This window comes from Microbacterium luticellae, assembly GCF_050408645.1.
GTDB lineage: Bacteria > Actinomycetota > Actinomycetes > Actinomycetales > Microbacteriaceae > Microbacterium.
The window spans coordinates 780,036-799,432 of sequence record NZ_JBNTKE010000001.1; the positions used below are offsets into that span (position 1 = coordinate 780,036).

At 61.1% G+C, this 19,397-nt stretch carries 15 protein-coding genes; 2 read left to right on the plus strand and 13 right to left on the minus strand.

All coding sequences use genetic code 11. From position 1 onward, the window contains the following. Nucleotides 1–28: 28 nt before the first annotated feature. The 4 genes from ACQUSW_RS03980 to ACQUSW_RS03995 all read right to left on the minus strand — a co-directional run bounded on the left by ACQUSW_RS03980 (nt 29) and on the right by ACQUSW_RS03995 (nt 4,304). Nucleotides 29–1,486, minus strand: coding sequence for an aspartate ammonia-lyase (locus ACQUSW_RS03980; protein WP_428930953.1), 1,458 nt, complete (start codon nt 1,484–1,486; stop codon nt 29–31). A 69-nt stretch (nt 1,487–1,555) separates the two neighbouring features. Continuing rightward, nucleotides 1,556–2,461 (minus strand): phosphodiesterase, encoded by a 906-nt coding sequence (locus ACQUSW_RS03985; RefSeq protein WP_428930954.1) that lies wholly within the window; start codon nt 2,459–2,461, stop codon nt 1,556–1,558. Nucleotides 2,462–2,517: 56 nt separating this feature from the next. Then, nucleotides 2,518–2,853, minus strand: a complete 336-nt coding sequence (locus ACQUSW_RS03990) for a peptidase (RefSeq protein ID WP_428930955.1) — start codon at nt 2,851–2,853, stop codon at nt 2,518–2,520. Further along, nucleotides 2,850–4,304, minus strand: a complete 1,455-nt coding sequence (locus tag ACQUSW_RS03995; RefSeq protein ID WP_428930956.1) for an inorganic phosphate transporter — start codon at nt 4,302–4,304, stop codon at nt 2,850–2,852. Before ACQUSW_RS03995 ends, ACQUSW_RS03990 begins: the two co-directional genes overlap by 4 nt. Nucleotides 4,305–4,456: 152 nt before the next feature. Between ACQUSW_RS03995 and ACQUSW_RS04000 the strand changes: the two genes are divergently transcribed. After that, nucleotides 4,457–6,595 (plus strand): S9 family peptidase, encoded by a 2,139-nt coding sequence (locus ACQUSW_RS04000; protein ID WP_428930957.1) that lies wholly within the window; start codon nt 4,457–4,459, stop codon nt 6,593–6,595. A 70-nt stretch (nt 6,596–6,665) separates the two neighbouring features. On the opposite strand, the gene ACQUSW_RS04005 is transcribed toward ACQUSW_RS04000, so the two are convergent. The 6 genes from ACQUSW_RS04005 to truB form a co-directional block, all read right to left on the minus strand. Beyond that, on the minus strand, nt 6,666–7,694 hold the full coding sequence (locus ACQUSW_RS04005) for an ATP-dependent 6-phosphofructokinase (RefSeq protein ID WP_428930958.1): 1,029 nt from the start codon (nt 7,692–7,694) through the stop codon (nt 6,666–6,668). Between the two features lie 56 nt (nt 7,695–7,750). Further along, the gene (locus ACQUSW_RS04010) at nt 7,751–9,913 is read right to left on the minus strand and encodes a DEAD/DEAH box helicase (RefSeq protein ID WP_428930959.1); all 2,163 of its coding nucleotides are present in this window, start codon (nt 9,911–9,913) and stop codon (nt 7,751–7,753) included. A 155-nt stretch (nt 9,914–10,068) separates the two neighbouring features. Next, entirely contained in the window at nt 10,069–11,025 is a 957-nt protein-coding gene (locus ACQUSW_RS04015) for a bifunctional riboflavin kinase/FAD synthetase (protein WP_428930960.1), read from the minus strand. Beyond that, nucleotides 11,022–11,408, minus strand: a complete 387-nt coding sequence (locus tag ACQUSW_RS04020) for a hypothetical protein (RefSeq protein WP_428931275.1) — start codon at nt 11,406–11,408, stop codon at nt 11,022–11,024. The genes ACQUSW_RS04015 and ACQUSW_RS04020 overlap by 4 nt, the downstream gene beginning before the upstream one ends. A gap of 84 nt (nt 11,409–11,492) precedes the next feature. Continuing rightward, nucleotides 11,493–11,876 (minus strand): hypothetical protein, encoded by a 384-nt coding sequence (locus tag ACQUSW_RS04025; RefSeq protein WP_428930961.1) that lies wholly within the window; start codon nt 11,874–11,876, stop codon nt 11,493–11,495. Beyond that, the gene (truB, locus tag ACQUSW_RS04030) at nt 11,873–12,766 is read right to left on the minus strand and encodes a tRNA pseudouridine(55) synthase TruB (protein ID WP_428930962.1); all 894 of its coding nucleotides are present in this window, start codon (nt 12,764–12,766) and stop codon (nt 11,873–11,875) included. The genes ACQUSW_RS04025 and truB overlap by 4 nt, the downstream gene beginning before the upstream one ends. 22 nt (nt 12,767–12,788) lie before the next feature. Here truB and ACQUSW_RS04035 point away from each other — a divergent pair, with 22 nt between their 5' ends. After that, on the plus strand, nt 12,789–13,703 hold the full coding sequence (locus ACQUSW_RS04035; protein ID WP_428930963.1) for an HhH-GPD family protein: 915 nt from the start codon (nt 12,789–12,791) through the stop codon (nt 13,701–13,703). On the opposite strand, the gene ACQUSW_RS04040 is transcribed toward ACQUSW_RS04035, so the two are convergent. The 3 genes from ACQUSW_RS04040 to infB all read right to left on the minus strand — a co-directional run bounded on the left by ACQUSW_RS04040 (nt 13,700) and on the right by infB (nt 19,395). Further along, on the minus strand, nt 13,700–15,910 hold the full coding sequence (locus ACQUSW_RS04040) for a response regulator transcription factor (protein WP_428930964.1): 2,211 nt from the start codon (nt 15,908–15,910) through the stop codon (nt 13,700–13,702). The genes ACQUSW_RS04035 and ACQUSW_RS04040 overlap by 4 nt on opposite strands. A gap of 153 nt (nt 15,911–16,063) precedes the next feature. Continuing rightward, nucleotides 16,064–16,510 (minus strand): 30S ribosome-binding factor RbfA, encoded by a 447-nt coding sequence (gene rbfA / locus ACQUSW_RS04045; RefSeq protein ID WP_428930965.1) that lies wholly within the window; start codon nt 16,508–16,510, stop codon nt 16,064–16,066. Between the two features lie 32 nt (nt 16,511–16,542). Continuing rightward, nucleotides 16,543–19,395, minus strand: a complete 2,853-nt coding sequence (infB, locus tag ACQUSW_RS04050) for a translation initiation factor IF-2 (RefSeq protein WP_428930966.1) — start codon at nt 19,393–19,395, stop codon at nt 16,543–16,545. Nucleotides 19,396–19,397 lie beyond the last annotated feature (2 nt).

Consider the following 19,397-nt stretch of genomic DNA (forward strand, 5'->3'; position numbering starts at 1 on the left):
CTCCGTTCGAATGCTCCGTTTTCTCGGATTACTCTGGGAGGTCTTCGGCCGAGATGATCGGGATCGCCGCGGTTGCTGTTTCGAGGCCCGAAAGCCGCGCGGGCGAGAGCTGCTTCATCACTTCGTCGCGCTCCATAAGACCGGCTTCAACAACCAGATCGGCAACGTTGCGGTGCGTCAACAGTGCCGTTTTTGCTAGTGCCGCCGAAGCCGCGTAGCCAATAAATGGCGTCAGCGCCGTGATCACTCCCACCGATGAGCCAACCATGGCCCCCAGGCGGTCACGGTTGGCGGTGATGCCGTCGACACAGTTGACTCGCAGCGTCCACATCGCCTGCCGCATCCACGTGATCGACTGGAAAATCGAGTGGGCAATCACCGGTTCGAAAGCGTTCAACTGCAGCTGACCGCTTTCGACCGCCATTGTCACGGTCATGTCAGAACCAGCCACAGCAAAAGCCACCTGGTTCACGACCTCGGGAATAACAGGATTCACCTTGCCCGGCATAATCGACGAACCAGCCTGCTTTGCCGGCAGGTTAATTTCGCCCAGGCCCGCCTGTGGGCCCGACGACAGCAGGCGCAGGTCGTTACAAATCTTCGACAGCTTGATCGCATTGCGCTTCAGCGACGACGAGAACGACATAAAAGACCCGGTATCGCTCGTTGATTCGACCAGGTCTGAGGCGGTCTTCAGGTCGAGCCCCGAGATCTCGCGCAGGTGATGCAGCACAGCGCCCGCGTAGTCGGGATGCGTGGTGATGCCGGTACCGATGGCGGTCGCACCCATATTGATTTCAAACAGCAGCGATGCGTTCTCGGTGAGCCGCTTGTGGTCTTCGCTCAGCGTCGTGGCAAAACCGTGAAACTCTTGGCCGAGCGTCATAGGAACAGCGTCTTGCAGCTGCGTGCGCCCCACCTTCAAAATGTCGTGAAACTCGGTCGCCTTCGTCAGAAACGAACCACGCAACAGGTTGAGCTCGTCGAGCAGGTCGTGCAGGTTGAGCGAAAGGCCCACTTTAATTGCTGTGGGATAAACGTCGTTGGTGGATTGGCTGCGGTTAGTGTGATCGATCGGGTGCAAATACGAATAGTCGCCCTTGGTGTGTCCCGCCATCTCGAGGGCAATGTTGGTGATCACCTCGTTCGCGTTCATATTGGTCGAGGTGCCTGCACCGCCCTGAATGACCCCGACGATGAACTGTTCGTGAAACTCGCCGTCGATAACGCGCTGCGATGCGGCATCGATCAGATCGGCACGCTCGGCATCCAGCACGCCAATCTGCTTATTTGCGCGCGCGCTGGCCTGTTTGACCATCGCCAACGCTCGAACAAGATCAGGGTAAACAGAAATCGGGCGCTTGGTAATGGGAAAGTTCTCGGCAGCACGCGCCGTATGCACCCCCCAATACGCATCGACCGGAATCTCCATGCTCCCAATCGAATCGGTTTCTGTACGTGTACTTGCAGGCGCCTCGGCGGCCATGTCACATCCTCGTGGGTCGTGGCTGATAGATGAGGGGGGATGCCCCCAGTCTACCGAGCAGAATGCCCCTTACCTCTTGCGGGAGAAAGCTTCTAAGCGTTCCTGCTCGCTCAACCGCGCCATGTTCTCGACCCACTCGGACGTAAACACTTCTGCCGTCTCTGTTTCTGCCGCCGGAACCACCGAGTGAGTAATCGTTTCGGGCCGCACATGAACAAGCTGAAAAGCCTGCGCACTATCCATCCCATTCACCTCATATGCGGGGCGTGAAAGATTCATCGTGTAACACGATGCAGAGGCCACGCTCACCGGTATGCCTGCGAACGTCGAAAAAGTGGAGTAGTGCAGGTGCCCCGCCAGTATGGCGCGCACATCACTGCCGCGCACAACTTCGGCGAGCGCCTGCTGGTTACGTAGCTCGAGCACGTCGAAGAACGGAATATGGCTCGGTACCGGTGGGTGATGCATGGCAAGAATAGTGCCGTGTGGTGCCGGATGCTGCAGAACCTGCGCTAACCACTCCCGCTGGTCGTCATCGATTTCGCCGTGATGCCAGCCGGGCACGCTGGTATCGACGGCCACGAGCCGCAGGCCAGAAAGATTCCACACGCCCGTCACGGGGCGAAGCGATGGTTCGCCATCGAGCAGGTGCTCGTGCAGTGCGGGGCGTTCGTCGTGGTTACCCGCGACCCACACCAGTGGCGCATTCCATTCGGCCGCAAGCGGTTCAAGAATGCTGCGTAGATCGGCGTAGGCTGCGGGTTCGGCGAGGTCGGTGAGATCACCGGTAATAACGAGGGCATCGGGGCGCAGCTGCATCCGGCGCATTGCTGCCACCGTCGCTTGCAGGCGGGCCCGGGTGTCATAGCGGCCGCCGAGCAGTGCTCCGCCGGCAAGCAAATGCGTGTCGCTCAGGTGCACAATCGTGTGCGTCGGCAACGGATACTGCCCAAAGTTCACCGGATGCTGCGCCATACCGCCAGCCTAGAGGCAGGCACCGACACCCACCGACGCGCACCGAGACACGCCGGTCAGTGGTGCAGCACAATAACGAGAATGCCGCCGATAACCGCCGCTGCACACAGCGCAAAACAGGCCAGGGCACACACAAATGCAAACTTCTTCTGCGCCTCGGTGAGAGGGCTCTTCTTAGCGGCCTTTGCCGCCGCCTTGGCAGCCTTCTTGGCTTCTTTGGGCGTAATAACGGTGATGGCGTCGGTGAACTCGGCCGGCGTTACCACTGGTGCGCGGCCGGAGCGAACCAGCAGGCGCAACCCCAGTGCATAAAAAGTCACGAGAAGTGTGGCACCGGCGAGAGCGGTCACCAAGACGTTGACGAACGCTGCCCAGTCAATAACTATGGTCATTGCTGCTGCTCCTCGCTCGAATCATGCTGCGCGGGTGCGGCATCGACGGGTACCTCAACGGTGATGTTCTCCGGCGGTGCCGACGCGTCGGGTGCGGGCTGAACAGGCACGGCTGCGGTCGTTTTCTTCGACTTTTTCTTCGCGTCGTTGGTTTTCTTTTTCGCGTCGCTCGATTTTTTCTTCGCGTCTTTGCGTTCTTTCGCTGCTTTGCGCGCAGCCTCTTTTTCTTCCGCCCGGCGGCGTGCTTCTTCTCGTGCACGAATCGCTCGCGCCTGGCGCGGCGTGGGCGGTGGTGCATCCGGAACATCAACCGCATGACCAGAAGCCGCAACATCACTGAAAGCATTGTGTGCGGTGACAGCGTTTCTGCGTGAACGCAGGTAGAGCCCCACGATCACCGCGACAGCCAGCACCGCATCGATGCCGATACCCCACGAGCCCCACCAGACGACAAGAAGCGCAGCAAAGCCACCGACGAGTCCTGCCGCCGGAAGAGTAAGAACCCAGCCAATTGCGATTCGGCCGGCTGTACCCCAGCGCACTGTTGAGCCGCGACGACCCAGCCCCGAACCAATGACCGAGCCCGACGCCACCTGCGTGGTCGACAGGGCAAAACCCAGTGCGCTCGAAGCAAGAATGGTCGCAGACGTTGATGCCTCGGCCGAGAAGCCCTGCGCCGGTTTCACCTCGGTGAGCCCTTTACCCAGCGTGCGAATAATGCGCCAACCGCCCAGGTAGGTGCCCAGGGCAATAGTGACGGCACACGAAACAATCACCCACAGCTGCGGCTCATGGTGTGCGCCCGACTGCCAGCCGACGGTGATCAGCGCGAGAGTGATCACGCCCATCGTCTTCTGTGCATCGTTCGTGCCATGCGCCAGCGCCACCAGCGACGACGTCAAAATTTGACCCCACCGAAAACCGTCGCGGCCATCGGGTTTGCCGTCATAGCGTCGTGTGACGCCGTAGGCAATTTTTGTTGCGACGAAAGCAATAAGCCCGGCCGTCAACGGCGCAATGAGTGCCGGAAGAATAACCTTCGACAGCACCACACCAAAGTCAATACCGCTCAGACCAACGCCCACCAGCGTCGCGCCAATGAGTCCACCAAACAGAGCGTGGGAAGAACTCGAAGGCAGACCGAGAAGCCAGGTGAGCATGTTCCAGGTGATGGCACCGATAAGACCGGCAAAGATGAGCGACGGGAGGATCTCATGCGCGATTTGATCCTCGCGCACGATTCCACCCGACACTGTCTTAGAAACCTCCGTCGACAAAAACGCGCCAACCAGGTTGAGGATCGCGGCCAGTGTGACCGCTGTCTTGGGCTTTAAAGCACCCGTAGCGATAGGCGTCGCCATAGCGTTCGCCGTATCGTGAAAACCATTAGTGAAGTCGAAAAATAACGCTAGTCCGATGACAAGCACGACAACGAGGGCTGCTGTCTCCACCGTGCACTTTCGAGAGAGGGAACGGGAATAATGCCGATGATATCGGCGTGACGAACGAAGAGTTCACCGTGGGTTCATAATCCAGTAACGGCCCCTCTGGATTCTTCCACTCGATCCCGCTTCGGTCAACTCAGATCGACTACCGTAGAGGCATGACGCAGTCTTTGCCACCAGCACCCCGCGCCGCACAAAAACCGCATATTCGCACGCACCACAATGACGTGTTCCGCGATCCCTACGATTGGTTGCGAGACAAAGAAAACCCCGAAGTCGTTGCTCACCTCGAGGCCGAAAATGCATATACCGAGGCACAGACGCAGCACCTCGAGCCACTGCGCGACCAGCTATTTACCGAAATGCGCTCGCGCATTCAAGAAACCGACCTCTCGGTACCCGCCCGCCGCGGCGACTGGTGGTATTACGGTCGCACACAAGAGGGTGCCCAGTACGGTATCCAGTGCCGCACCGCCGTTCGCGATGCCGACGACTGGACCCCGCCGGTGCTCGAGGCCGACAAACCCGTCGACGGCGAAGAAATTCTTCTCGACAACAATGTCGAAGCGGAAGGCCACGAATTCTTCGCGCTCGGCGCCTTCGACATCAGTGACGACGGTAACCGGATGCTGTGGTCAACCGACACCTCGGGCGACGAGTTGTACACCGTGCACGCCCGCGACCTCGTCACGGGTGAAAGCTTTACCGACATCATCCGTAACACGTCGCAGGCATTCTTCACGGTCGACGGCACAGGAATTCTGTACACGACCCGGGATGAAGCCTGGCGGCCCGACACCCTCTGGCTTCACACTCTAGGAACCAGCACGGCAGACGACATCCGGCTCTTTCATGAGCCCGATGATCGCTTTTGGCTGGGTGCCGGATACACGCGCAGCCGTCGGTACCTGATCGTGTACGTCGGGTCGAAAATCACGGCAGAAGAACACCTGATCGACGCCAACGACCTCACATCGCCGGCGCGAGTGGTGTGGCCACGGAAAGATGGGGTTGAATACACCGCCGATCATGCCGTTATCGACGGCCGCGATGTGCTGTACATTCTGCACAACGACAACGCGCAAGACTTCGAACTGGTGCGCGTCGACGCCAGTGACCCGCAGCGCAACCCCAGCGTCGTACTCCCCCATACGCCCGGTCAGCGTCTGCTCGACATCGACTGCTTCCGCGACTACGCGACCGTCGAATACCGCCATGAAGGTCTGCAACGCGCAGGAATCTTGTCGTATAGCGACGGCACGGTGAGCGAAATCGAGTTTGACGAACCGCTCTACTCGGCCGGTTTTAGCAGCAACCCCGAATGGCATTCGCCATTCCTGCGCATGGGATACGGGTCGTTCACCACTCCGAGCACCGTGCTCGAACTCGAACCCGCCACCGGAGCCCGGCACGTGCGCAAGCAACAGATCGTGCTCGGCGGCTACAATCCCGACGACTACGGGCAGCGCCGTGAGTGGGCCACGGCCGACGACGGCACCAAGGTGCCTATCTCGCTGGTGTGGAAAAAGTCGTATGGCGACCCGGGTGTGGCATCCGGAACAGGTGGCGCATCTGCCGGGCCCCGACCACTGCACCTCTACGGGTACGGCTCATACGAGCACTCAATTGACCCGGCGTTCTCGCCCATGCGACTTTCTGAGCTCGACCGCGGAGCAATCTTCGCCGTTGCGCATGTTCGCGGCGGCGGTGAAATGGGCCGCCAATGGTACGACCACGGCAAAATGCTGCACAAACGCAACACCTTCACCGACTTTGTTTCGTGCGCTCGCCACCTGGTCGACACAGGAGTTACCGCACCCACGATGATGGTTGCCGAGGGTGGTAGCGCCGGTGGGCTACTCATGGGGGCCGTGGCCAACCTTGCGCCCGAACTGTTCGCAGGGATTATCGCCGTCGTGCCCTTTGTCGACGCCCTCACGTCTATTCTCGACCCCTCGCTTCCGCTCACCGTTGTCGAATGGGACGAATGGGGCGACCCCCTGCACGACGCCGAAGTGTACGAATACATGAAGTCGTACACACCGTACGAAAACGTGCGTGATGGGGCCCCGTATCCGCCCATTCTGGCCGTGACCTCGATCAACGACACGCGCGTTCTCTACGTGGAGCCCGCCAAATGGGTTGCGCGACTGCGCGACGCCGGCGCCGAGCACGTGCTGCTCAAATGTGAAATGGCGGCGGGCCACGGCGGGGTCAGCGGACGCTACAACGCGTGGCGCGAGCGTGCCTACGAGCTTGCCTGGATGCTCGATCGGCTCGGGCTCACCGACGCCTAATCACGGCTTCCCGCAGGCCACCGATTCGTGTGCCTGCGGGAAAGCTCGTCGTCGTGCCATCGGCGGCGTATTAGCCAAACAGCGCCGAGGCTTCGTCGTAACGTTCGCGCGGCACGGTGTTGAGTTCACCCAGCGCCTCGGCGAAAGGAACCCGCACGATATCGGTTCCACGCAGCGCCACCATCTGACCCCAGTCTTGCTCAACAAGGGCATCGGCCGTGTGCAGGGCGAGGCGGGTGGCCAGTACCCGGTCAAAACCTGAGGGCGACCCGCCGCGCTGGATGTGGCCGAGCACCGTGGAGCGGGTTTCGATGCCCGTGATCTTTTCGATCTGCGGGGCAAGAAGTTCACTGATGCCGCCCAGCCGCGGTCGGTTGAAAGCGTCAAGGCCTTTGTCGCTGTAGGCCTCATCCATACCGGTGAGTGTGAAACCTTCGGATACGACAACGAGCGGCGCACGACCCCGATCGTGTGCGCTGGTGACATAGGCGCAGACTTCTTCGATCGACATGGGCACTTCGGGGATACAAATGGCGTGTGCTCCCGCGGCCATACCGGCGTGCAGAGCGATCCAGCCCACATGACGCCCCATCACTTCAGCGACCATGCACCGCTGATGCGAATCTCCTGTCGTGCGCAGACGGTCCATAGCGTCGGTGGCAATGTTCACCGCCGTATCGAAACCGAAGGAGTAGTCGGTAGCTCGAAGGTCGTTGTCGATCGTTTTCGGCACACCGATCACATTGATGCCGTCGCGGGCGAGCCGGTCTGCTGCAGCCAGTGTGCCTTCGCCACCGATAGCAACGATGCCGTCAATGCCGTGCTTTTCTAGCGTTCGGGCAATGTTTTCGGCACCACCGCGCGGTCCCTCGTAGGGGTTCGTGCGGCTGGTTCCGAGGATGGTGCCGCCGACCTTTGCGAGGCCCTTTACTTCGTGGCGCGACAGGGGAAAAAAGTCGCCGTCAACCACACCGCGCCAGCCATCACGTATTCCCACAAATTCGAGATCGTACGTGGTGGTGCCTTTGAGCACGATTCCGCGGATCACCGCGTTGAGGCCGGGGCAGTCGCCGCCGCTGGTGAGGATACCGATTTTCATGGGTCGTCCTTGCTGTTTAGGGGGGTGTGAGCGCGGCGACGTTGCCTGGTAAGAGACTAGTCGACTGTTGGGCGCAATGCTTCTCGAAGCACATGCATGAGCGCACCGAGCTGTACCGAGTCGGTGTCGGTGTCGTCGACGGCTTCACCGTCGAGTGCGCGGGCCGCTAAACCTTGCTTTTGGTCGATCAGTTCAGCGATGCGGGCGTCGATCGTATGGGCCGCAATGATACGCCAGGCGGTGACGGGTTCGTCTTGCCCGATGCGGTGAACGCGGTCGATCGCCTGTGTTTGTTCGGCCGCGGTCCAGCTGAGTTCCGCCAGCACCACGTTCGATGCTGCCTGCAGGTTGACCCCGACTCCGGCAGCTGTCAAAGAACACACCGCGATACCCACTTCTTCATCGCCGTTAAACGCGTCGATGGCTTCTTGACGCGCGGTGGAGTTTTGGTCACCACGAATGGATACTGCGCGGATTCCGGATGCCGCAAAGTGGGCTTCTGCCTGATCCATAACGTCGATGTGCTTGGCGAAGAACACCACTTTACCGACGGATCTTTGCAGTTGTGCGGCGTAGTCGGCTGCCAGTTGTGCTTTGGCCTGACCGATTTTTCGCACCATGGTGAAAACGTTGTCGCCCGAGGTGCCGGCTGCACGCGATAGCTCGAGCTCGTTCTGTGCGACGAGGCGAACGATATCTTCGTCGATTTCACCGGGTTCGAACAGTGCTGCTCGTCCGCTCGTACCGCGCGCTGTGATGATGCGGTGGTAGTGCGCGGCTAGGCGTTCGCCCAGTTCGCGTTCGGCGTCGCGAATGCTCCGGCCGTAGTCGTCGTCGAGTTCGACCGGTAGGTCGGCGATGAGTTTGTCGGGCAGGTCGGCGGCGACATCCTTCTTTTTGCGCCGCACGATTCCCATCGAAATAACCGCGTCGCGTGCCGCCGGATAGAACGATTTATCGGCCGGCGTGTAACCGGTGGCTTCCAGCCGGTCCATTAACTGTGCCGTGGGTTTTTCGCCCGTGCTCCAGCCCAGGAACCGCCAGATCGCGTCGAAGTCTTCTACGTCGTTGATCAGTGGTGTACCGGTCAGTGCCATGAGTAATGGTTGTCCGCCCGGCATGTTTTCTCGGATTCGGCCGGCGAGCGCGAGCACGTTCTGCGACCTCTGAGAGGTGAGGTTTTTGATGAAGTGGGCTTCGTCAACCACCATTCCGCGCAGGCCAATGTTGCCGAGCCACGAGAGGTGTCGGTCAAGTATTTCGTAGTTGACGATAAAGACGTCAGCGAATGCATCGATAGTGTCGCCATCGCCGTGAATAACGGTTGCTCGTCGCTGCGGTGTCCAGCGTTCGACCTCGCGGGCCCAGTTCATTTTGACCACATTGGGTACGACAACCAGCAGTGGGTAGGCGTTGGCTACGGATGCTGCGAGCACCGACTGGGCTGTTTTTCCTAGGCCCGGTTCATCGGCAAGCAAAAACGATCGGTGCCCTGCGCGAACCGCTTCAACGAGGCGTGACTGGTGAACCATCATTTCCAGGCCGCGCGGAGAAACGTGGTCGTATTCAGGGAGCGGAGGCAGTTCCATGCTGGCGGCAGAGCCACCGGCACCGCTTTCGAATGCCTTGTACAGCGGCCCCATGAGTTCCCAGCTGTCGAGCCGACGCCGTGGCGTGCTGGTGGAGCGCGGGGTGAGGTCGGGCTCCAAGAACGGATTGGCCATGAGCCGCGATTCAATAGATGGCGGTGTGACCTGGCGCTCTGCTAGTGCGGCCGGTACGACTTCGGTGTGCACGACGGGTGCCCGGTCGGTGATGACCAGCTCTTCGGGTGGTAATTCAGCGCCCGATTCTATGAGCCAGTCACGGCGCATGCGCTGTGCAACGGGGCTTGCAGCCTGGTCGGCTTCGAGCAGTTGGATAAGTGAGGTGTCGCGGGCTGCGGTTTTCGCGAGGATTGTCGCGATGCCGTCGAGGCGCTTGAGCAGTTCTGCTCGGGTGTTTTCTGTGATTGCCGTGTCTGTTTTGACGCGTGCGCGTTCTTCTCGCACGAGAAAAGCGATGACTTGAAATTTGACGCGGTTGGTGGGCCCGAGCTTTCCGCGCTGTGCTTTTGCTTCGATCTCGCGCACTTTGCGCGCGAGGATCGGAATGAGTGGGGCCTCGTCATCGCGACGGCTATTCTTCTTCCGTCGAGCGGTGGTCGCCGTGGTCGGCATGCTCCTCCTGAGCCTGGCTTGAAACTGGTACGAATCAAGCGCTTTCTGTGGTGGTTACCCGCGGGCGGTAGGACCGGGACTGGCGGGTGTTGCTTTCTCAGCGGTGCCGAACGGCATCGAGCGATTGAAAAAGCAACCTCCAGTTTAGAGCATTCTTACTGCTGTGTGCCAGCCGCAAGTATTTCTCGCGTACGTCGTACGTCGTCGGCCATGGTGATACGCAGTGCCTCTATGCCTTCGAAGGCGACCATTCCACGCAGCCTCTGAGTGAACTCGATCGTGACCTGGTGGCCGTAAAGGTCGATCCATTCGCTGTCAATAATGTGGGCTTCGACCTGTCTCTCCAGCACATCATCGAAAGTCGGGTTGGTGCCAATAGAAATTGCTGCTTGCCGGCGCACGCCATCGGCGTGGTCGATGAGCCATCCCGCGTACACGCCGTCTGCCGGCAGACACAGGTCGTGGATAGTGGGCAGGTTTGCGGTCGGAAAACCAAGTTCGCGTCCGCGCTGCATACCCTGCACGACCGGGCCGTCAACGCTGTAGGGTCGCCCGAGCAGCTGGTGGGCCTGGGAGACATCACCGGTATTAATGAGTTCTCTGATCCAGCTCGACGAAATGCGTCGTTCTGTTCCGTCTCGATAAACGTCGTCGACGATAGTCACGGTGAAGCCGCTGTCGGTTCCGCGTTCGCGCAGCAGTTCGGGGGTGCCTTTGCCTCCGTGTCCGAACCGGAAGTCGGCTCCGACAAAAATGTGCTGGGCGCGTAGAGCGTCGATAAGAATGCGTGTAATAAAGTCGTCGGCCGAGAGCGCCGCTAGTTCCTGGTCGAAGGTGAGCACGAGTGTGGCGTCGACTCCTGCCTCGGCAAGAAGGGTGAGCTTATTATCGAGCGAACCAATCGCGGGTGGGCACTGTGCGGGGTTGAGGGTCTGCAGCGGGTTGCGGTCGAAGGTGACGGCGACAGCTTTCATACCGTTATCGTGCGCGCGTTCTATCGCGTGACGCAGCACAGCCTGATGCCCCAGGTGCACGCCGTCGAACTTGCCGATTGCGATGACCGTAGGCCCATAGTTGTCGGGAACTTCTTGGGGTGAACGCAGTGTGATCATGACTGCCGGCTCCGATGGGTTATGAGCCACCACAGTCCGAGCACGGGGAGCACAAGCGGTATGAACACGTATCCGTTGCCGAACACCGACCACACCGTGGGGTGTTGGAAGAGATCGGGGTGAGTGATGCTGAGGGTTCCGATCACGAGCACACCAGCGAGCTCGAATACGATCGCGATCCACGCGACGATGTACCAGCCGGTGCGGTTCGACAAAACGAGCGCCACCGTGGCAACAATATACACAACCGCTGCCGCCGCCGAGAGCGTGTAGGCAAGGGGTGCTTCGTCGTATCGTTCAGCGATCTGCACAAAAGAACGCCCGGTTGATGCCAGCGCCATGACGGTGTACACAATCACCAGTACTCGACCGATTCCCGTCATCCGGCGACGAGGTTCGACAGGCACTCCGGATGCTGGTGTCGGGCTGTGTGTGGGTGTTGGCGCTGTGCTCATAGCGCTTCTATCCTAAGCGCCGACGAGCACGGTTGCCGTACCGTCCCAGATGACCTGCATGCGCCACAGCATAACGGCCACCGAGAGCGCCACAACACCCATGATCACGGTACTCCAGCGGCTGCGCTCGATGAGTGCCCAGGCCACACCGGCCAGTGGCAGCAGAACGGCCGAAACAAGATACACCCAGTATTCGAGCAGGCTGCCGGTGGCAGTGTTGCCGACCATGGGGGCAATAATGGCGATAACAACCTGCACGATTAACAGCAGTTCGACGAGCGCGAGAGCCCCCACCGTGTAGTCGCTGGGGCGCCGGCCTGCGAGCCCTGCGATAAGGGCAAAGAGTCCGCCCGCAATGGCGATCACCAGTTGGATGACCGTAAACGCCATGATCATGGTGCCTCCTCCGGCATGTTCATGCTGCTTTTCAGATCGCTTCCGCGCCGTTCGAGAATGCCAATCAGGTGCCCGCTCGGGTCGATGGCTGCTGCCGGTAACTGCGGTGCCTGCTGAGCGTACCCGACGAGCCGTTTACCGTGCCGAAGGTCGCGTGCTTCTTCTTCGGTTGCCGCAAAGCTCGGCATGATGGCGGCGGCCGCTTCGGCCGGCGTCAGCAATGGTGCGTCGGCAAGGTCATCGACAGAGCGTGCGTGGGCAACCGCAAAAGGGCCGACGTGTGTGCGTCGCAGACGTGTGAGATGGCCACCAACACCCAGTGTTTCTCCGAGATCTCGAGCAAGTGCCCGAATATAGGTGCCTGAAGAGCAGTCGACTTCTACATCGACTTCGATGTGTGTATCGGTCACCCGTTTGTCGATGATCTCGAAACGCGCCACGGTGACTTCACGCGCGGCCAGTTTCACGTTTTCTCCGGCGCGCACCCGATCATAAGCGCGGCGTCCGTCGACCTTGATCGCCGAGACAGCACTGGGCACCTGCTTAATAGTGCCCGTGAGAGCCCGGATGCCACTCGAAATAGCTTCCGCCGTTACGCGCCGCAGCTGGGCCGCATCCGCCTGCCCCGTAATATCGCCATCGGCATCGTCTGTCGTGGTGGTTCGTCCAAGCAAGATTGTTGCATGATAGGTCTTTGTTGCGCCGACGATAAACGTCAACAGTCGCGTGGCACCCTCGATGCCGATCACGAGAAGCCCGGTTGCCATCGGATCCAGCGTTCCGGCATGACCAACTTTGCGGGTTCCGAAAGCGCGGCGTACGCGGGCAACAACGTCGTGACTGGTGAGACCGCCAGGTTTATCGACGAGCAGAATACCGGATGATGCCATTGCTCCAGCCTAGGCTGGTGACGTGAGTGCTCGTGACCTATCTGCGTCTTCGCTGTATGCACGCCTAGCCCCGTGGTTTGAGCGTGCTGCGCGAGATTTACCATGGCGGTCGGCAGAGTTTCATGCGCGTTTTGGCGCGTGGGGCGTGCTGGTCAGCGAGACAATGCTGCAACAGACTCCCGTCGCTCGCGTCGTACCGGCGCTTCACGACTGGCTTGCTCTGTGGCCGACGCCCACTGATCTGGCAGCGGCGCGCCCGGCCGATGTTTTACGCCAGTGGTCAAATTTAGGGTACCCGCGTCGGGCACTGCGTTTGCAGCAGGCTGCGGTTACCATTCGCGATCAGCATGCCGGCGTGGTTCCGGAACACATCGATGACCTGCTGGCGCTGCCCGGCGTGGGCGATTACACGGCCCGCGCCGTCGCCGTGTTTGCGTATGGGCAGCGGCATCCGGTAGTCGATATTAATATTCGCCGCGTTATTGCGCGTGCTGTGCACGGTAAGGCACACCCGGATGCCGCTCGCCGCCGTGATCACGATGACATGGCCGCGCTGCTGCCCGACGATACTGCCCGGTCGGTCACCGTAAACGCGGCGCTCATGGAGCTGGGAGCCCTGGTGTGTACGGCCCGAACGGCCTGGTGTGAGCAGTGCCCGTTGAGCGACTGTTGCACGTGGCGAGCGGCCGGTTTTCCTGACACGGGTGATCGCCGCCCCCGCCAGGCGCGCTACGAGGGTTCCGACCGTCAGGCACGCGGCGCCGTGTTAAAACAGCTGCGCGAGAGCGATGGTCATGATCAGCCAGAGAGTGCCGTTATCGCGGAGTGGCCCGATGACGCGCAGCGTTTAAGGGCGCTGCATTCGCTCGCGCAGGATGGCCTTATCGAACTGATCGACGGCAGGGCACGGCTGCCTATGGCAGCAAACAGCGACTAAATATGCTGATTTGTGCGGTGAGCCAGGGCCGTCAGTTCTCCGCGGCTACGCACACCCAGTTTCGTAAACAGTCGGCCAATATGCACTTCGACGGTGCGTACAGAAACCAAAAGTTTTTCGGCAATCTGCCTGTTTGTGCACCCCTCTGCCACGAGCATGGCAACCGATAGTTCTCTCGAGGTAAGCACGGGCTCCCACGCAGCCCGGCAGTGGGCAAGAGGGTCGGCGGCCGTGACAACGGCGATGGGCACGGTGGGTTCCCGCGCGGCCTCGGCCAGGTGCTCGCCTAAACGCGCGAGCCGGGCCTGCACTGCCTCTTGCCAGGCCGTGGCACCGGCGGCACCCAACAGTGCTTCTCCTGCACGCAAATGCTTACGGCCGGTGACGGTGTCGCCGCGGCTCACGCACATAGCACCCAGGAGCGCTTCAATTCGCCCGCGTTCCAGCGGTGACCGGATGCTGCGCGCCTCGTCGACAATCGTTTCGTATTCCGTGAACCCGATATTCTCTCGCACGGAACGAACACGGCGACGCAGTTCGTGAGCATGGCGTGCTTCGGGTGGTTCGACGTCGCGGGGCGGGTGAAGTGGGCCCACCTCGTCGAGGGTAGGAATACCCAGGCTCTGCCGTGAGGCCGAACGCTCGGTCCACAGCTGCACATGGGCGGCGGCGTCGTCAACGTCGCCGCGCAGATACGCTTCCATTCCGCGTTCCATGAGTCGCGCTAGCACGCCTCCGGCGGCAACCGTGGCGCTCATCGACTCCGAGAGAGCACCGCAGCGGCCATCCATCATGATTTCTAGACGCCGCGCCAGTGGTACGGCAAGGCCGGCAAATGGCAGAGCGAGGGGGAGGTCGGTCGCGGCGGCGTCGAGCGTTTGGCGGGCCTGTGTAAGGTCGCCGCTCCACGTGTGTAACAGCACACGAGCAAGAGCCCGATACGCCCGCACAACGGGTGTTCGCGAGAACCCGCAAAACAGTCCGTCTTCGCCTTCTTCGCTGTTTTCCAGATCGCGAGCAAGAGCAGCAAGGCCCTCATGGGGGCGATTGTGCAGCCCCGTCCGTAAGCCTCGGCAGATAACAGACACGGTGGGGGCATCGCCCGGCACATCAACCTCTTCGCCGGTGAACAGTGCCGTCCACGCTTCGGCAGAGGTGCGCAGCACACCTCCGGCACGACTGCGCGCATCAGCCTCTCGCACTTTCGCGAGCCACTGGCGGCTCTCACTGCGCAGACCGCGTTCGGCGCTGAGTGCAGCGGCAAGACCCGTTGCCCTTCCCCACACACCCCACTGCAACTCTTCGGTGATGTCGCGACGGAATCGTTCAATCTCGGCCGAGGGCACGGCTCCGCGCCGCATCGTCGAGGCGATCACATACGCCGGAAGCGCCAGCTCACGCACCGCCATGGTGCCGTCAGTCAGCGCAGGCTCCAACCAGTCCATCGCGTCGTCAAGCCATCCGCCGCCAACTGCTGCGCGCCCCGCAATAGCTCGCGCCAGGGGCAGTCGCTGCGCATCAGCGTGGCTAGCCGCTTCCCGCGCCATCGCATAGGCAATATCGGCGTCGCCGCGCCGCAGTGCACGGCGCGATTGACTCAGCAGAGCATCCGTCACGCCCGCATCTCCGGCCAGAGTGCTCAGACAGTGATGCCACAGATGACGAGTGCGCTCCCCCGCGCGCGCATAGACCTGAGCAAGCGCGGCATGCACACGGGTACGCTCAGCGATCGCAGCGTTCTCGTGAATCCAGATGCGCGCCAACGGGTCACTAAAGGCAAATCGTGCGGCCACAAACGTCAACATCGTGCTCACGGGAGACTGCAGAAGCTGCTCGGCCGTGAGCCCCGAAAGTTCGAGGAGCACATCCAAACGATCATCCACACACACGGCGGCAGCGAGCAGAATCCGGTGTGATTCTTCGTCGAGATGCACGTCAGCGAAACGCTGAGAAATAGCGGGTACAAGCGGCAGTGGATCAGGAAGAGCACGCAGACCCCAGCGCTGTGATCGATGGAGGCGCTGCGCCAATTCAATGACGATGGCGGCGTCTCCCTGGCAGACGGCGGCCAAGCGTGTGACAACCGCCGGGGCAACGATCAAATCGGCGCGCACAAGCGCTTCTTGCACCTCGGCGAGAGAGCTCAATGCGTCATAGCGAGGTGCGGAAAGCAAAGTCGAGCGAGGTACTGCAAATGTGGCCGACACCGTTCCTCCCGTACGTCGTTGTTCGCTACGGAAATGTTAGCAGTGTTTACAAAGTAAGTTCGTATGCGTCGCTCTGTGTCAAAAACCATGATGAAAAAAGCCGGTGCCGCCTCACCCGTCGAGTGAGGCGGCACCGGCCTAACGAATCAGAAGCTACTCTTCGGTCGTATCAGCACGGTCGCTATCGTCGTCGCGCTTATACGGATCGTCGCCTCCGGCGTACTGTGCCGATGCAGCAAGACCGGCAACAGCGGCGTCGCGCTCTCGCGCTTGCTGCAACAGCTCAGCAATGTGCCCGGCGATCTCGGGCACAGCATCCGGAATAAATTCCAGCGTGGGCACGAGACGCACATTGAGCTGACGACCAACCTCGGAGCGCAGCATTCCCGTGGCCGAGGTGAGCGCGGCAGCACTGGCCGTGCGCTCCTCCTCGGTTCCGAGAACCGTGTAAAACACCGATGCATGCTGCAGGTCTCCTGTTACACGCACATCAGTGATCGTCACATAACCCAGACGAGGGTCACGCAGACCCTTATCGAGTCGCTCCGCGAGGATGACCCGGATGCGGTCGGCTAGCCGTGCCTGCCGTTCTCCGGCCATGATCTCTCCTAACCTGCTGCGATCCGCTGCGCTTAGGTGCGCGGCTTCTCGACCATTTCGATGGTTTCGATCTCGTCACCGATTTGAATGTCGTTGTATTTGCCGAGGCCAATACCACACTCAAAGTCGGTACGAACTTCGGTGACGTCGTCTTTGAAGCGACGGAGCGAATCAATCGCCAGCGCGTCAGCGATAACGACACCATCGCGGATGACGCGGGCCTTCGAGTTTCGTGTGATGGTACCGCTGCGCACAACACATCCGGCGATGTTGCCGTACTTGGAAGAACGGAACACCTCGCGAATCTCGGCAACACCCGACTGAACCTCTTCGTACTCTGGCTTGAGCAGACCCTTCAGCGACTGTTCGATCTCGTCGATAGCGGAGTAAATCACCGAGTAGAAGCGCACATCGACACCTTCGCGGGCAGCTGCCTCGCGCGCCTTGGTGTCGGGGCGCACGTTGAAGCCCACAATGATCGCGTTGTCGATCGTTGCCAGGTTCACGTCGCTCTCGGTAATAGCACCCACGGCGCGGTGAATGATGCGCAACTGAACCGAATCGTCGACCTCGATCTTCAAAAGAGACTCTTCCAGTGCCTCGACAGCACCAGAGACGTCGCCCTTGAGGATGAGGTTGAGCGTTTCGACCTTGCCCTCTTCCAGCGCACGAGTGAAGTCCTCCAGCGAAATACGCTTGCGCGCCTTGGCCAGCTGCGCATTACGCTCGGCGGCTTCACGCTTCTCAGCGATCTGACGTGCTGTGCGGTCTTCGTCGGTCACGATAAAGACATCACCGGCACGCGGCACAGAGTTGAGACCCTGCACCTGCACGGGGCGCGAAGGAGCCGCTTCTTCAACGGCGTCGCCATTTTCGTCAATCATGGCGCGGACACGACCATAGGCGGTTCCTGCCACAATGGCGTCACCAATACGGAGAGTTCCGGACTGAATCAGCACGGTAGCAACAGAACCGCGACCCTTATCGAGCTTGGCCTCAATGGCTATACCTCGTGCAGCCTTATTGGGGTTAGCGGTCAGGTCAAGACCTGCGTCGGCCGTGAGCAGCACGGCGTCAAGAAGCTCTTGAATACCGGTGCCTTCGCGGGCAGAGACATTGACGAACATAACGTCACCGCCGTACTCCTCCGCGACAACTCCGTACTCCGTGAGCTGCTGACGAACCTTGTCGGGGTTTGCCGTGGGCTTGTCAACCTTGTTCACAGCCACAACCACGGGCACACCGGCGGCTTGAGCGTGGTTAAGCGCCTCGACCGTCTGCGGCATGATTCCGTCGTCGGCAGCCACGACCAGAATGGCGATGTCTGTCACCTGCGCACCACGAGCACGCATAGCGGTAAACGCTTCGTGACCCGGGGTGTCAATAAATGTCAGTGCCCGGTCAACACCCTCGTGCTGCGTCCAAATCTGGTACGCACCGATGTGCTGGGTAATGCCACCGGCTTCGCCCTCAATAACGTTGGTCTTACGAACAGCGTCAAGAAGACGAGTCTTACCGTGGTCAACGTGACCCATCACAGTCACGACGGGCGGACGAATCTCAAGGTCGTCTTCGCTTTCGGCGTCAAGCTCTTCTTCAAGGTTGAGCCCGAAGCCCTCCAAGAGCTCCTTGTCTTCGTCTTCTGGCGAGACAATTTGCACCTTGTAGCCCAGCTCTGCACCAAGAACCTCGAACGTTGCTTCGTCGAGAGACTCAGTAGCGGTAGCCATTTCGCCCAGGTTAAACAGAATCGTTACCAGGGTGCCGGGCTGCACGGTGTAGCCCGTGAGCGTTTCAATCTTGTCTGCGAAATCGGAAATGGAAGCACCGCGACGCATGCGGATGATCTCGCCATTACCCTTTTGCACATTGACGCCGCCAACGATCGGCGCATCGCGCATCTCGAATTCTTGGCGCTTGGCGCGACGCGACTTGCGCTGCCGGCTCTTGCCGCCTCCCTTTCCGAAGGCACCCGCGGTACCACCGCCGGGCCCGCGACCACGGCCACCGCCGCCGGGACGACCTGCGAAGCCACCCCCGGGACGACCAGGGAAACCGCCGCCGCCACCAGCACCAGGGCCACCGCGACCGGGAGCCCCCGGACGCTGTTGGTACGGAGCATTCGAACGGCCCTGACCACCGCGACCGCCGCCACCACCCGGACGACCTGCTCCGGGGCGAGGTGCACCCGGACGAGGCGCCCCGGGGCGCGGAGCCTGCGGACGAGGAATATTGCCGGGCGTGGGCCGCTGACCCATCCCCTGCTGTGAAGCAAAGGGGTTGTTACCCGGACGAGGCCCAGCCGGGCGCTGACCCATCCCCTGCTGTGACGCAAAGGGATTGTTCCCCGGACGAGGCCCAGGTTTCGGACCAGGCTTAGGCCCAGGTTTCGGCGCACTTGCACCCGGTTTGGGAGCCGAAGCACCCGGCTTGGGTGCACTCCCACCAGGACGAGGTGCCCCGGGACGAGGCCCGGTCGACGGCGCAGCGGAGGGTGCTGCAGGTGCAGCATCCGCTTTCGCAGCACGTTCTGCTGCAGCCTCAGCGGGAGCAGTCTCGGATGCCGGTGCTGCGGGAGCAGCCGACGATGCGGGGGCAGGCTTGGGGCCGGGCTTCGGCCCGGGCTTCGGCGCTGCAGAACCCTTAGCAGCCGATGCTGCTGGGGCCTTAGCTTTAGCCTCGGTCTTGCCCTTATCGTCGTTCGACGCAGGACGCGAATCGATCTCGGCCTGGATCGCGGCGCGCAGACGGCGCGCTACGGGAGGCTCAATAGTCGACGAAGGACTCTTGACGAACTCGCCGAGCTCTTTCAATTTGGCAAGCGCAAGCTTGCTGTCGACGCCGAATTCGGCGGCAACTTCGTGCACACGTGGTTTGGCAGCCACAA

Excerpts from the sequence above, each read along its gene's own strand:
- ACQUSW_RS04005 (WP_428930958.1), bottom strand. The coding sequence starts at position 7,694 with ATGAAAATCGGTATCCTCACCAGCGGCGGCGACTGCCCCGGCCTCAAC.
- ACQUSW_RS03990 (WP_428930955.1), bottom strand. The coding sequence starts at position 2,853 with ATGACCATAGTTATTGACTGGGCAGCGTTCGTCAACGTCTTGGTGACC.
- ACQUSW_RS03980 (WP_428930953.1), bottom strand. The coding sequence starts at position 1,486 with ATGGCCGCCGAGGCGCCTGCAAGTACACGTACAGAAACCGATTCGATT.
- ACQUSW_RS04025 (WP_428930961.1), bottom strand. The coding sequence starts at position 11,876 with ATGATCATGGCGTTTACGGTCATCCAACTGGTGATCGCCATTGCGGGC.
- ACQUSW_RS04015 (WP_428930960.1), bottom strand. The coding sequence starts at position 11,025 with ATGATCACACTGCGTTCACCCCAAGAAGTTCCCGACAACTATGGGCCT.
- rbfA (WP_428930965.1), bottom strand. The coding sequence starts at position 16,510 with ATGGCCGGAGAACGGCAGGCACGGCTAGCCGACCGCATCCGGGTCATC.
- truB (WP_428930962.1), bottom strand. The coding sequence starts at position 12,766 with ATGGCATCATCCGGTATTCTGCTCGTCGATAAACCTGGCGGTCTCACC.
- ACQUSW_RS04000 (WP_428930957.1), top strand. The coding sequence starts at position 4,457 with ATGACGCAGTCTTTGCCACCAGCACCCCGCGCCGCACAAAAACCGCAT.
- ACQUSW_RS04010 (WP_428930959.1), bottom strand. The coding sequence starts at position 9,913 with ATGCCGACCACGGCGACCACCGCTCGACGGAAGAAGAATAGCCGTCGC.
- ACQUSW_RS04020 (WP_428931275.1), bottom strand. The coding sequence starts at position 11,408 with ATGACGGGAATCGGTCGAGTACTGGTGATTGTGTACACCGTCATGGCG.
- ACQUSW_RS03985 (WP_428930954.1), bottom strand. The coding sequence starts at position 2,461 with ATGGCGCAGCATCCGGTGAACTTTGGGCAGTATCCGTTGCCGACGCAC.